Origin of the sequence: Streptomyces sp. NPDC058650 (genome assembly GCF_042717315.1) — a bacterium.
Lineage (GTDB): Bacteria > Actinomycetota > Actinomycetes > Streptomycetales > Streptomycetaceae > Streptomyces.
Genome location: NZ_JBHXRL010000009.1, coordinates 196,291 through 209,304, shown reverse-complemented (window position 1 = coordinate 209,304; position 13,014 = coordinate 196,291). Strand labels below are relative to the sequence as shown.

At 73.5% G+C, this 13,014-nt stretch carries 13 protein-coding genes; 1 reads left to right on the top strand and 12 read right to left on the bottom strand.

Annotated elements, in window-relative coordinates; genetic code table 11:
• Positions 1-65: 65 nt before the first annotated feature.
• From ACFWWU_RS18765 to ACFWWU_RS18710, 12 genes are all read right to left on the bottom strand, one after another.
• Complete coding sequence (locus tag ACFWWU_RS18765; protein WP_384146435.1) at positions 66-1,655, bottom strand: hypothetical protein; 1,590 nt, start codon at positions 1,653-1,655, stop codon at positions 66-68.
• 117 nt (positions 1,656-1,772) lie between these two features.
• Positions 1,773-1,967, bottom strand: a complete 195-nt coding sequence (locus tag ACFWWU_RS18760) for a hypothetical protein (protein ID WP_317601587.1) — start codon at positions 1,965-1,967, stop codon at positions 1,773-1,775.
• Positions 1,968-2,087: 120 nt separating this feature from the next.
• On the bottom strand, positions 2,088-2,765 hold the full coding sequence (locus ACFWWU_RS18755; protein ID WP_384146432.1) for a hypothetical protein: 678 nt from the start codon (positions 2,763-2,765) through the stop codon (positions 2,088-2,090).
• The gene (locus ACFWWU_RS18750; RefSeq protein WP_384146429.1) at positions 2,729-3,400 is read right to left on the bottom strand and encodes an ABC transporter ATP-binding protein; all 672 of its coding nucleotides are present in this window, start codon (positions 3,398-3,400) and stop codon (positions 2,729-2,731) included. The genes ACFWWU_RS18755 and ACFWWU_RS18750 overlap by 37 nt, the downstream gene beginning before the upstream one ends.
• On the bottom strand, positions 3,393-4,403 hold the full coding sequence (locus ACFWWU_RS18745; RefSeq protein WP_384146426.1) for an ABC transporter ATP-binding protein: 1,011 nt from the start codon (positions 4,401-4,403) through the stop codon (positions 3,393-3,395). The genes ACFWWU_RS18750 and ACFWWU_RS18745 overlap by 8 nt, the downstream gene beginning before the upstream one ends.
• Positions 4,400-5,236, bottom strand: coding sequence for an ABC transporter permease (locus ACFWWU_RS18740; RefSeq protein WP_384146423.1), 837 nt, complete (start codon positions 5,234-5,236; stop codon positions 4,400-4,402). Before ACFWWU_RS18740 ends, ACFWWU_RS18745 begins: the two co-directional genes overlap by 4 nt.
• Positions 5,229-6,221: an ABC transporter permease gene (locus ACFWWU_RS18735; protein ID WP_384146420.1), complete on the bottom strand. Its 993-nt coding sequence runs from the start codon at positions 6,219-6,221 to the stop codon at positions 5,229-5,231. The genes ACFWWU_RS18740 and ACFWWU_RS18735 overlap by 8 nt, the downstream gene beginning before the upstream one ends.
• Positions 6,218-7,834, bottom strand: coding sequence for an ABC transporter substrate-binding protein (locus ACFWWU_RS18730; protein WP_384146417.1), 1,617 nt, complete (start codon positions 7,832-7,834; stop codon positions 6,218-6,220). The genes ACFWWU_RS18735 and ACFWWU_RS18730 overlap by 4 nt, the downstream gene beginning before the upstream one ends.
• A gap of 109 nt (positions 7,835-7,943) precedes the next feature.
• Entirely contained in the window at positions 7,944-9,038 is a 1,095-nt protein-coding gene (locus ACFWWU_RS18725) for an acyl-CoA dehydrogenase family protein (RefSeq protein ID WP_384146415.1), read from the bottom strand.
• On the bottom strand, positions 9,035-10,234 hold the full coding sequence (locus tag ACFWWU_RS18720; RefSeq protein ID WP_384146412.1) for an acyl-CoA dehydrogenase family protein: 1,200 nt from the start codon (positions 10,232-10,234) through the stop codon (positions 9,035-9,037). Before ACFWWU_RS18720 ends, ACFWWU_RS18725 begins: the two co-directional genes overlap by 4 nt.
• Positions 10,231-11,199, bottom strand: a complete 969-nt coding sequence (locus ACFWWU_RS18715; RefSeq protein WP_384146409.1) for an NADPH:quinone oxidoreductase family protein — start codon at positions 11,197-11,199, stop codon at positions 10,231-10,233. Before ACFWWU_RS18715 ends, ACFWWU_RS18720 begins: the two co-directional genes overlap by 4 nt.
• A 90-nt stretch (positions 11,200-11,289) precedes the next feature.
• On the bottom strand, positions 11,290-11,880 hold the full coding sequence (locus tag ACFWWU_RS18710) for a helix-turn-helix domain-containing protein (protein WP_384146406.1): 591 nt from the start codon (positions 11,878-11,880) through the stop codon (positions 11,290-11,292).
• A 78-nt stretch (positions 11,881-11,958) separates the two neighbouring features.
• Between ACFWWU_RS18710 and ACFWWU_RS18705 the strand changes: the two genes are divergently transcribed.
• Positions 11,959-12,939: an NAD(P)/FAD-dependent oxidoreductase gene (locus ACFWWU_RS18705; RefSeq protein ID WP_384146403.1), complete on the top strand. Its 981-nt coding sequence runs from the start codon at positions 11,959-11,961 to the stop codon at positions 12,937-12,939.
• Positions 12,940-13,014: the final 75 nt, after the last annotated feature.

The following is a 13,014-nucleotide window of genomic DNA, read 5'->3' as shown; positions in this document are numbered from 1 at the left end:
CCCGAACGGAGAACCACGGAACCGCCCCGGCGCCTCTCGGCTCCGGGGCGGTTCCGTGTGCCTGCTCAGGCCTTGTCGCGGACGGCGACAATGCCGTTGAAGACGCCCACGTACGCGGTGCCGTCCGGGCCGATGGTGATCGGCGCCCAGTTGTTGTCGTAGGCGAGGCCGGTGCCGGTGAAGCGCGAGAAGGCCCGCTGTCCGGTGCGGAAGTCGACGGCCGTGAGGTACCAGGCGTCGATGCCGAAGGAGTTCGGGCGCTTCTCGTAGAAGTAGACCAGCCCGTTGGCGGTGGAGAGCTTCGGGACGGTGGAGGGCGAGCGGACGTCGCTCTCCCAGACGATGTCGCAGCCACTGCCGTCGGCGCGGACGTCGATCCTCGTCGCGCCGCCGACGACGCTGCGGCCGAGGGTGAGCGTACTCGGGTTCTCGTAGCCGTAGTTGTTCTCGACGACGAGGCTGTTGCCCCAGCTGATCAGGGAGTTGTCGGTGGTGGAGGCCCCGGAGCGGAAGACCGGGACCTCGCAGACGAGACGCTCGGCGGCGGGGACGTCGGCGCCGCGCCGGTAGACGACCACGTTCATCCGGTCGTCGGCGTTGTCGGTGATGGCGACGTACTGGTCCCGGTCGCCGAACAGGTCGGGGGTGGTGCCCGAACCCTGGTTCACGGAGCCGGGCTTGGTGCCGGTCCCCCGGTCGTACGTCTCGCGCCACTCGACGCGCGGGGTGCCGTCGGCGCCGGCGCGGAAGCCGTACAGGGCGTGGTCGGTGACGATGGAAACGCCGTCCTCGGCGACGGAGAACGAGTTCTGGATCTCCTCGCCGTCGAGCCTGATCGAGCGGAGCGCGCCCGTCGCCGGGTCGACGGTGCCGACGCGGCCGAGCCGGGTGACCCACCAGATGCGGCCGTCCCAGTCGGGCATGACGGAGGTGACGGGGTCGCAGACGCCGCTGGGGAAGAGATTGGTCCAGGTGACGCAGTCGTGCGGGACGAGGGAGGTGAGGTCCCAGTCGTTCTCGACGACGAACTCCCAGGCGCCGTCGGCCTTCTGGCGGTGGGCGATGCGCAGGACGTGCTGGCGGGAGTCGGCGAGGACGACCCTGTCCTGGTCGTCGAGGTAGAAGTAGGCACCGCCGGAGGTGTCCTTGAAGATCTTCTCGAAGTCGAGGCGGGTGATGGCCTCGACGGTCGAGGAGCGCTGCGGCAGCTTGTACTCGGCGAGGGTGTCGAGGGTGCGCGGATCGAGCAGCTTCAGGAGGAAGCCGCTGAAGGTGCCGCAGACGGTGACGAGGCGGCCGCCGGAGTCGAAGGTGACGGTGGCGCACTCGCCGCCGACGGGGGCGATCCTCTCGCTGTCGACCTGCGGGTCGCGGCCGAGCGGACCGGAGTAGGGGTGGGTGCCGCTGCCCGCGCCGTCGGCGTGCATGCCGCTGCGCCCGTTGGGGGCGAGGTGCGGGTGCTGGGCCGGGGCCTTGCCGGGTAGGGGCCGGGCGGTGGCGGGGGCGCCTTCGTAGTGGTCGACGAGTCGGTGGCCGATGGCGAGGGGTATCTCCTCGGCCTGCGCGACGGGGGCGGCGCCCGCGAGGAGGGTCGCGCTCAGCGCGGCGATCAGCGCGAGCGCGCGTGCTCGTCTTCGAGGCGGGTGGGTGGTCACTGCGGCTCCTCGGGTTGCTGACAAACTGTCGCGCCGGCCGCCGACGCTAGGCCCGAGTCGGTGAGATGTACATGCAACTGCCCTGTGTTTCACAGGCAGTTCACGATCGCGCAATGATCACGGCTTGAGGTTGGAGACCACGTTGGCCGTGGCGGCGACGCCGTTGTGGATCGTGGGCGCCACGCTGGTGCCGGCGAGGAAGAAGCCGAGCAGGGCGCAGGTGAGCGCATGGGTGACCTTGAGTCCGCCGCTGCGCAGGAAGATCACGGCCAGCACCAGCAGCAGCACCACGACAGAAATGGAAACGGCCATCGCCTTCACGTCCCTCCGTCGCCGCACCGGAATTGCGGCGTTCGGCGGACAGTGTGGCGGAATGGGCGGTCCGTCCGGGCGTATGGCGGGGCGGCCATACGGGTGGGATTTCGGCCGGGTTCAGCTGCCGAGGCTCTCGGCGATGGTCGGGTGACGCACCGCGTCGAGCTCCGGATCGGCGAGCAGCCCCGCGATCAGCGCCGCGTCTCCGAAGACCTCGGTGGCGTTGAGGTCGAAGTCGGTGAGGACGAGCCAGCTCCCGTCCGCCGCCCACCAGGTGGCGGGAAACCACCCGTCCGGCATGGCGTCGTGGTGGGCGAGGGCGTCGCCGAGCCGGCCCCGTCGGGCGACCAGCCGTTCGCCATGGAGCATCCCTTCCTCGTGAGACGTCGCCACGGGGGCCCGGACGCCCGCGCACGGGGTGTCCGGCCCCTGCGGACCACTGCGGACCAGGTGCTCGACGAGCCGGGCCAGGCACGCGCGGTCCATCTCCGCCGGGTCGGGCCCTTCCAGGTCGTGCATGCCCTCCACGCCCTCGAAGACCAGGTGGGACAGGGTGCCTTGCCAGTCCGCAATCCGTCGCCCGGCTCGGGACAGCACCTCGTCCCAGCGGAGCCGTACGGGGCCGTCGTGGACGGTGTGGAGGATCCAGCAACGGTCCTCGTACCCACCCTGGGGCTCGTAGCCGCAGTCGGCGGTGGTGACGGCGGCGCGCAGCCCGTCGAGGGGGTCGTCGTCGGCGGCGCGCGCCCAGGGCGTGGTCAGGGGGTCTCCTCGGGGGGCAGGCAGTCCTTCCACTCCACCGTACGGTCGCACCAGCGGTTCAGCAGGACGCGGTCGTGGCCCACGGCGAGCAGGCCCGCGCCGCTCTCCGTGCGGTAGGTCTCGACGGCGGCGACGAGCGCGGCCGTGGTGGACGCGTCGAGCATCGCGGTCATCTCGTCGCAGATCAGCCAGCGCGGACGCAGGGTCAACGCGCGGGCCAGGCAGGCGCGTTGGAGTTGGCCGTCGCTGACCTCGTGGGGGCGGCGGGTGAGCAGGTCGGCGGTGAGGCCGACGGCCGGGGCGAGCTCGGCGACCCGGCTGTCGGCCTCGGCGCGGCGACCGGTGGCGCGGAGCGGTTCGGCGACGATCTCGGCGAGGGTGAGCCGGGGGTCGGCTGCGGTGCGGGGCTGCTGGAAGACGACGCCGACGGCGGTGCGGAGCTCACGCGGGGCGCGGTGGCGCCAGGCCCGGATCTCGGTGCCGTCGAGGACGAGCCGGCCCGCGTCGGGCCGGTGGAGGAGGGCGGCGACCCGGGCGAGGGTGGATTTGCCGCAGCCGCTGGGGCCGAGGAGGCCGACGGACTCGCCGGGGGCGACGGTGAGCGAGGCGCCCCGGAAGACGGGGTCGCGGCGGTCGTAGCCGGCGGTGACGGTGTCGAGTTCAAGCACGGGGGTGCTCCGGGTGGTGGCAGGCCACCCCGGCGCGCGGCTCGGGGCGGGTGGCGCAGAGGTCGGTGGCCAGGGGGCAGCGCGGGGCGAAGGCGCAGCCGTCGGGCAGCGCGGAGAGCTCCGGAGGCATGCCGGGGATGGGGGTGAACGCCCGGTCGGGGAGGGCTTCGAGGAGCCCGCGCGCGTAGGGGTGGCGGGGTCCGGCGGCGCCGAAGAAGCGGTGCGCGGGGGCGAGTTCGACGATCCTGCCCGCGTACATGACGGCGACGCGGTCGGCGATACGGGCGGCCGCGGCGAGGTCGTGGGTGATGAGGAGCAGGCCGCGGCCCTCGTCGACGTGGCGGCGCAGCTCGTCGACGGTGCGGTCGACGAGGTCCCGGTCGAGGCCGGTGGTGGGTTCGTCGGCGAGGAGGAGGCGGGCGTCGCCGATGAGGGCGAGGGCGGTGGCGGCGCGCTGCGCGAGGCCGCCGGAGAGCTCGTGCGGGTACCGGTCGAGGTGGCCGGCCGGGAAGGCGGCCCGTTCGGCGGCGTCCTCGGCGGCCTTCCGCCGGGCGCGGCGCGGAGTGCCGGTGAGGGCCCGTACGGTCTCCTCCAGCTGGGACCGGACGGTGCGGACGGGGGTGAGGTGGGCGGCGGGGCTCTGCGGTACGAGGCCGACGCGGCGGCCCCGTACCGTGCGGGCCAGGGTCTTCTCGTCGGCGGCCAGCAGATCGGTCCCGTCCTGGCCCTCGGGGCCCGCGAGCAGGGCCGTACCGGACGTCTCGGCGTTGCCCGGGAGCAGTCCGAGGAGGGCGGAGGCGAGGACGGACTTGCCGCAGCCGCTCTCGCCGACGAGGGCCAGGCACTCCCCCGCGCCGAGGTCGAAGGCGGCGTCGCTGACCGCGGCGACGGTCCGCCCGCCGCGCAGCCGGAAGCGGACGGTCAGGTCGCGGACGCTGAGGACGGCGTCCTCGGCGCGCTCGGCGGTGAGGGCCTCCAGGGCCCGCAGAACGTTCCCGTTCACAGCATCAGCTCCGATCGGCGGCGCGGGTTGAGCCGGTCCCGCCACACGCCCGCGAGTCCCGCGATGGCGAGGGTCGGCACGATGAGGAGGAGGCCGGGGAAGAGGGTCGGCCACCAGTCCCCGGCGAGGAGCGAGGAGCGGGCGTTCTGCACGAGGTTGCCGAGGCTCGCCTGGTGGCTGGGGAGGCCGAGGCCGAGGAAGGAGAGCGCGGACTCGTGCCACATGGCGTGCGGGACCATGAGGACGGCGGCGAGTCCGGCCTGCGGCAGGACGGCGGGCAGCAGGTGCCGGACGGTGACGCGCCACCGCGAGGAGCCGCCGGAGACGGCGGCGTCCACGAAGGGCCGGGTGCGCAGCGAGAGGACCTCGGAGCGGACGATCCGGGCGGTGGAGAGCCAGTGGGTGACGGCGACGGAGGCGATGACCGGCCAGACGCCCGGCCGGAAGAGCGCGACGACGAAGATGCCGAGCAGCAGGTGCGGCACGGACGAGAAGGTGTCGACGAGCCGCATGAGGCAGCGGTCGGTCCAGCCGCCGAGCGCTCCGGCGGCGGCTCCGACGGCGGTGCCGACGACGGTGGCGACGAGGGCGGCGACGAGCCCGACGAGGAGCGAGATCCGCAGCCCGTAGATGCAGCGCAGGAGCAGGTCGCGGCCGAGGTCGTCGGTGCCGAAGGGGTGGTCCCAGGACGGCGGGAGGAGCTTGCGTGAGAGGTCGACGGCCTGTTCGTCGAGCTGCACGAGCGGGGGTACGAGGAGGACGGCGAGGAGGATGACGCCGACGGTCACGGCGGAGCTCCACAGCCGCAGGCGGTGGGTGCGCGGGTCAGCCATCGAAACCCACCCTCGGGTCGGCGAGTCCGTACAGCAGGTCGGAGAGGAGGTTGCCGAGGAGGACGGCCGCGGTGGCGAGCACGGTGAGCGCGGCGAGCAGCGGGAAGTCGACGGAGGTCGCGGCCTGCACGGTGGCGGCGGCGATGCCGGGCCAGCTGAAGACGGTCTCCACGAGCAGGGCGCCGGTGATGAGCTCGGGGACGCGGGATCCGACGAGCGTGAGCATCGGCAGCATCCCGGAGCGCAGGGCGTGGCCGGTCAGGACGGTGCGCCCGCTCAGGCCGCGGGCGCGGGCGCCGCGCACCGGGTCCTCGTCGAGGGCGTCGCCGACGCCCTGGCGGACGTACAGGAAGAACCAGGGCAGCTGGGAGATCCCGAGGACGAGCGCGGGCAGCACGAGGTGGCGGGCGACCTGGCCGGCGGTGACGGTGTCGCTGGCGGTGTCGGTGAGCCCGCCGGCCGGGAGGACGCCGAGCTTCAGGGCGAAGAACCAGATCGCGAGGAGGCCGAGCCAGAAGGCGGGGGCGGCTTCCAGGGTGTACGCGGCGGAGCTGACGACCCGGTCGAGGAGGCCGCCGCGGCGGCGTCCCGCGAGGACGCCGAGGAGGGTGCCGAGGACGATGGCGATCAGGAAGGCGGTGACGGCGAGGAGGACGGACCAGCCGAGGCGCTCGGTGATGACCTCGGCGACGGGGCGGCGCATGACCGAGGAGTCGCCGAGGTCGCCGGTGACGGCGGCGGTGAGCCACTCCCACCAGCGAGTGAGGAGGGGTTGGTCGGCGCCGAGGTTGGCGCGGAGCTGGTCGAGGTTCTCCTGCGAGGCGGTCAGTCCGGCGGTGCCGGCGTAGGCCTTCACGGGGTCGAAGGGGGAGGCCGCAGCGACGGCGAACACCGCGAAGGTGACGGCGAGGAGGACGGGGACGGCGGCCAGGGCGCGCCGTCCCGTCATCCGCGCCATGGCCCCCCAGGGGAGGCGGCGCTTCACTTCTGCGTCGCTCCGGTGGTCTTCGGCTTCCAGCCCTCGACGTTCCACCAGGGACCGGAGGCGAGGCCGTGGTCGTGCGGCTCGGTCTGGGTGCTCAGCCCGTCCCAGTTGTCGTCGACGACGTACAGGTGGTCGATGTGGGTGAGGAAGGTATAGCCGGGGTTCTTGGCCAGTTCGCGCTGGACGGTGTCGTACGCGGCGCGGCGCTCGGCGGTGTCGTTCGTCCGGCGGCCGTCCTCCAGGGCGCGGTCCACGGTCTTGTTGTCGTACCAGGCCATGTTGTTGAAGCCGTCGCCCCCGAGGGAGGACTTCAGGAGCAGGTACTGGTCGAAGTCGGGGTCGCCGGGCGAGCCGCCGCCGGCGAGGACGGCGTCGGTCTTCATCCGGGGTTCGATGACCTCCCAGGAGCCGGCCTGGGTCGTGATGTCGATGCCGGCCTTCTTGGCGTCGGAGGCGTAGGCGAGGGCGTGGTCCTGGCGGAGCTTGTCGCCGGAGAGGTACCAGAGGGGGAACTCGGCGCGGACGCCGTTCCTGACGCGGATGCCGTCCGGGCCGGGCTTCCAGCCGGCCTCGTCGAGGATCTTCTGGGCGCCGGCGAGGTCGTGGCGGCGCTCGGTGCCCTTAGCGAACCAGGGGCTGTCGGTGGGGACGGGCCCGTAGGCGGGCTTCCCGGCCCCTTCGAGGATCTTGTCGACCATGGCCTGCCGGTCGACGGCGATGTCGAGGGCGCGGCGGACGGCGGTGTCGCCGGTCACCTTGTGGTGGGTGGGGAGGGTCACGGTGCGGTAGTCGTACGTCTTCGCCTCGTACGTCTTCCTCCCCTTGTCGCCCTTGAACCCGGCGGCGAGGTTGGGCGGCAGGATGGCGCCGTCGAGGTCGCCGGCGCGCAGCCGGGTCGCGCGGACGTCGTCGTCCTTGACGACGGCCATGGTGAACTTCTTCACCGCGGGTGCGCCGCCCCAGTAGGTCGGATTGGCCTTGAAGCTGAGCTTCTCGCCCTTGGACCAGCCGGTGAGGACGTACGGTCCGGTGCCGATCGGCTTCGTGGTGAAGGCGCCGGTGTTGACGTCCTGCCGCGCGGCGACGTGCTCGGGCGCGATGGCGTGGACGGTGCGCTCGGCGAAGGGAGCGTAGGGGTACTTCAGGGTGAAGACGACGGTGTCGTCGCCGACCGCCTCGACCTTCTTGACCGCGTCGAGCTCGGTGCGGGAGGGGTTGTTCGTCTTCGGGTCGAGGATCGTCCGGTACGTGAAGACGACGTCCTTGGAGGTGAAGGGCGCTCCGTCGCTGAAGGTCACGCCGTCGCGGAGCGTGTACGTGTAGGTGAGCCCGTCCGCGCTGACGTGCGGCAGCTTCGCGGCGAGGGCGGGCTTCGGCTTCATGTCGGCGTCGAAGGCGAGGAGCCCGTCGAAGATCTTGGAGTTGCCGTCCTTGCCGTAGCCGAGGAGCGGGCTGAGCGTCTCGGGCTCGTAGGCGATGCCGACGACCGCGGAATCCTTGGGGCCGCCGGAGGCCCCGGCCGGGGAGCCGGGGTTCGTGCAGGCCGCCGCCGTGAGGGCGACGGCCCCCGCGAGTATCGCGGCGGCCGCGCCGCGGATGGATCGGGCGGTCATCGTGTCCACACCCCTTTTGGAGATCAACTGTTATTGCGAACGGCTTGCAATTAAACAGTATGTAAAGGGGTGTGGGCACAGTGGGCCCCTTACCGGGCCGCCATGAGCTCTACGCGGGGGCCGGGAGGTCCACCAGGGCGGCGATCGCGTCCTGGTGGCGGCCCGCCGAGCCCAGCGCGAGCTGGTCGGACTTGGCCCGCTTGAGCGCCAGGTGCGCGGGGTGCTCCCAGGTCATGCCGATCCCGCCGTGCAGCTGGACGCACTCCTCGGCCGCGCGGACGGCCACCTTGGAGCAGTAGGCCTGGGCGACCGCCACCGTGAGCGGGGCGTCCGGGCTGCCGGTGGCGAGGGCGTCGGCGGCCGCGCGGGCCGCCGCCCGGGCGCCGACGACGTCGAGCCACAGCTGGGCCATGCGGTGCTTGAGCGCCTGGAAGGAGCCCACCGGCCGGTTGAACTGGTGGCGCTCGCGGGTGTGCCGGACGGTCTCCTCCAGGCACCACTCGGCCAGACCCAGCTGCTCGGAGGCGAGCAGCCCGGCGCCCGCGAGCAGCCCGCGGCGGACCGCGGTGGCGGCCGCGTCCGGCCCGGCGAGCAGGGTGCCGCTCCCGGCTTCCGTCGTCACCCGGGCGAGCGGGCGGGTGAGGTCGAGCGGGATCTGCGCCTCGACGGCCGCCTCCCCCGCCGGCACGGCGTACAGACCGTCCGCGCGGGAGACGAGGAGGACGTCGGCGACGGCGGCGTCCGCGACACCGGTGACGGTGGACGCGGCGGACTGCTCCGCGTAGGGGGAAGCCGACAGGGGTACGGCGAGGACGGCGACCGTGCGGCCGCTCGCGAGTCCGGCGAGGAGCTCCGCCGCCGGGGTGCTCTCCCCGGCGAGGGCGAGCAGCGTCTCGGTGGCCACGACCGCGCTCGTCAGATACGGCGCCGGGGTCACCGCGCGGCCCAGCTCCTCCAGGACGACGGCCGCCTCGCGGTGGCTCGCGCCCTGACCGCCGAGCTTCTCGGGTACGAGGAGTCCGGCGGCGCCCATGTCCCCCGCGAGCGCCTTCCAGAGGCCGGGGACGTACGGGCTGTCCGACTCGATCCGGCCGAGGAGTTCCTGGTGCCCGGCCCGGTCGGTGAGCAGGGAGCGGACGGCGGCCCGCAGGTCGTCCTCGGTCTCGGAGTAGAGCAGATCGCTCTGTGCTGCCTGTTCCGTCATCGGGCGAGGTCCTTCCAGGCGACGTCCTTGTCGTTGCGGGGCTCGGAGGGCAGACCGAGGACCCGTTCGGCGACGATGTTGAGCAGGACCTCGGTCGTGCCGCCCTCGATCGAGTTGCCCTTGGAGCGCAGGTAGCGGTAGCCGGCGTCGCGGCCGGTGAAGTCGACGAGCTCGGGCCGGCGCATCTCCCACTCGCCGTACAACAGCCCTTCCTCACCGAGGAGTTCCACCTCCAGGCCGCTGATGGCCTGGTTGAGCCGGGCGAAGCCGAGCTTCATCGCGCTGCCCTCGGGGCCGGGCTGGCCGGCGACGAGCTGCTGGCGGAGCCGTTCGCCGGTGAGGCGGGCCACCTCGGCGTCGACCCAGAGGTCGAGGAGGCGCCGGTGCAGGTCGTGGGTGCGCAGCTCGGGGCGTTCGCGCCAGGTCGTGGCGGCCTTCCCGATCATGCCGCCCTCGCGCGGGATGCGGGCGCCGCCGATGGAGACCCGCTCGTTCATGAGGGTGGTCTGTGCGACCCGCCAGCCGTCGCCGGTCTCGCCGAGGCGGTGGGCGTCGGGGATCCGGACGCCGGTGAGGAAGACCTCGTTGAACTCCGCCTCGCCGGTGATCTGGCGCAGCGGCCGGACCTCCACGCCGGGGTCGGTCATGTCGCAGACGAAGTAGGTGATGCCCCGGTGCTTGGGGACGTCCGGGTCGGTGCGGGCGATGAGGATGGCCCAGCGGGCGACGTGGGCGCTGGAGGTCCACACCTTCTGCCCGTCGACCACCCAGCTCTCGCCGTCCCGGACGGCGCGGGTGCCGAGTGCGGCGAGGTCGGAGCCGGCGCCGGGCTCGCTGAAGAGCTGGCACCAGACCTCCTCCCCCACCCACAGCGGGCGCAGGAAGCGGCGCTTGACCTCCTCGGAGCCGTAGGCGAGGAGGGTGGGGGCGGCCATGCCGAGGCCGATGCCGATGCGGCGCGGGTCGTTGTCGGGGGCGCCCGCGGCGGCGAGCTCGGTGTCGACGACGGCCTGGAGGGCGCGGGGCGCGTCGAGTCCGCCGAGACCCACGGGGTAGTGCACCCAGGCGAGTCCGGCGTCGAAGCGGGCGCGCAGGAAGTCGGTGCGGTCGGTGGTGGCGGGCGGGTGGTCGGCGAGCAACCGACGAGTGAGGGAGCGGAGTTCTTCGGCGCGGGTCGTGCGTTCGGCGTCGGTCACGCGCGGGCTCCTTCCGGGAGGACGACCAGGCGGCCGGTGGTGGTGCCGTCGGCGACGCGCTGGACGGCGTCCGCCGCGCCGGCGAAGGGGACGCGGTCGCCGATGAGGGGCTTGATCAGACCCTTGGCGGCGTAGGCGGTCAGGGTCTCGTGACAGCGGGTGATCGCGCCCGGGTCCTTCGCCGCGTACAGGCCCCAGTGGAGGCCGAGGACGGAGTAGTTCTTCACGAGCGCGTGGTTGAGGGCGGGGGCGGGGACGGTGCCGCTCGCGAAGCCGACGATCACGATCCGGCCCTCGAAGGCGACGCACTTGGCGGACTGCTGGTAGGCCTCGCCGCCGACGGGATCGTAGATCACGTCGGCGCCCCGGCCGCCGGTCGCGGCCTTGACGGCGGCGACGACGTCCTCGGAGCGGCGGTCGACGACGAGGTCGCAGCCGAGGGCGCGGGCGACGGCCGCCTTCTCCGGTCCGCCGACGACCCCGATGACGGTGGCGCCTGCCGCCTTGCCGAGCTGGACGGCGGCGCTGCCGACACCGCCCGCGGCCGCGTGGACGAGGAGCGTCTCGCCCTCCTGGAGGGCGGCCCGGCGGTGCAGGCCGAACCAGCCCGTCTGGTAACCGATGTGCAGCGCGGCGGCCTGGGCGTCGTCCAGGCTCTCGGGGGCGGGGAGCAGCCCGGCGGCGTCGGCGAGCGCGTACGCGGCGAAGCCGCCGTGCGGGAGTGCGGCCGTGGTGATGACGCGGCGGCCGTCCTCGGTCTCGCCGCAGAGCTCCACGCCGGGCGTGAAGGGCAGCGGGGGCCGGACCTGGTAGTGGCCGCGACAGAGCAGCGCGTCCGGGAAGTTGACGTTCGCGGCGCGGACTCTGAGGAGGACCTGCCCGTCGGCGGGCGTGGGCGGCTCCACCTCCTCGCGGCGCATCACCGCGCTCGGTTCGCCGTTCTCGTACACACGCCATGCCTGCATCCGCGAGCCTCCTCCGTACCGGGTGGTCGGTGGCATACTAAGCGGTCGCTTGCACGCTGCGGAAGGGTCGGCCGGACCCGTTCGGCCGAGTCAGCCCGACTTCTTCGGTCGCGCCCTGACATGCATGCGCTCCCCCTGCGGGCCGAAGAGGCTGAGGAACTCCACGGGGCCGTCGGCCGTCGGACCGAACCAGTGCGGGACGCGCGTGTCGAACTCGGCGGCCTCCCCGGCGGCGAGGACGACGTCGTGCTCGCCGAGGACGAGCCGCAGCTTCCCGGAGAGCACGTACAGCCACTCGTACCCCTCGTGGACGCGGGGCTCCGGGGCGTCGCGCGGCTTCTCCTCGATCACCTTGTACGCCTGGAGGCCGCCGGGCTGCCGGGTCAGCGGGTACATCGTGCGGCCGTGGCGCACGATCGGCCGGGCCTTGACCCGGGGGTCGCCGACGGCGGGGGCGCCGACCAGCTCGTCGAGGGGGACCTGATGCGCGCGGGCGAGCGGGAGGAGCAGTTCGAGGCTGGGCTTGCGCTGCCCGGACTCCAGGCGGGAAAGGGTGCTCACGGAGATGCCGGTGGCGGCGGAGAGCTCGGCCAGGGTCACGCCGCGGTCGCGGCGGACGCGGCGGAGCCGGGGGCCCACCTCGTTCAGTACGGCGTCGATGCGGTCGTCGTCTTCGGTCATGCCTCCAGTGTTCCTCCAGTGTTGCGGAAACGGCAAGAACAGTTGCCGTTCGATCCGGCGGTAGGCGACGCTCACGACATGAGCACGAACGCGAGGAGCACGGAGATGACGAAGCCGGACGAGCGGTACGACGTGGTGGTGATCGGCGGTGGCGCGGCCGGGCTGAGCGCCGCGCTGATCCTGGGCAGGTCGCGGCGGCGCACCCTGGTGGTCGACGCGGGCGAACCCCGCAACGCGCCGGCGGCCCACATGCACGGGGTGCTGTCCCGGGACGGGATGAGCCCCGCCGCGTACCTGGAGGCCGGGCGGCGCGAGATCGCGGAGTACGGGGTCGAGTGGCGGGCCGGGAGGGTGACGGGCGCGGCGCCGGACGGGCGGGGCGGGTTCGCGGTCACCCTCGCGGACGGTACGGCCGTGGGCGCGCGGCGGCTCGTCGTCACGACCGGGCTCGTCGACGAGCTCCCGAAGCTCGACGGGGTCGCCGAGCGGTGGGGGCGGGACGTGCTGCACTGCCCGTACTGCCACGGCTGGGAGGTCCGCGACCGGGCCTTCGGCGTGATCGCGCACCCGATGATGCCGGCGCACCAGGCGCTGATGGTCTCGAACTGGTCGAAGGACGTGACGCTCTTCCTGCACACGGCCGACGGGCTCTCCGCCCACGACGCGGCGCTGCTCGACGCGGCCGGGGTCACGGTCGTGGCGGGCGAGGTGGCGGGGCTCGTGGTCGAGGACGACCGGCTGACCGGGGTCCGGCTCTCCGACGGCCGGGTGGTCGCCCGCGAGGTGGTCTTCGTCGGGGCCGACCGCCTCGTGCCCGGGGACGGGGTCCTGCGGCGGCTGGGGGCGGCGCTGCGCGAGACGCCGTTCGGGGAGTTCGTGACGGTGGACGAGACGGGACGCACGAGCGTTCCCGGCGTCTGGGCCGCCGGGAACGTGACGGGCCCGCAGGAGCAGGTCGTCAACGCGGTCGGGCTCGGCTACCGGGCCGGCGTGGCCGTCAACAACGAGCTGCTGCTCGGCGACCTGGAGGACGCGGTGGCCGGTCGGCCGCGCGGATGAACCGGAGGTGCTGCGGCTGCGCCGTCGCGACGCAGGGGTGAGGATCGGTCGTGGTGGCCGGAAGCCGGCGGGACC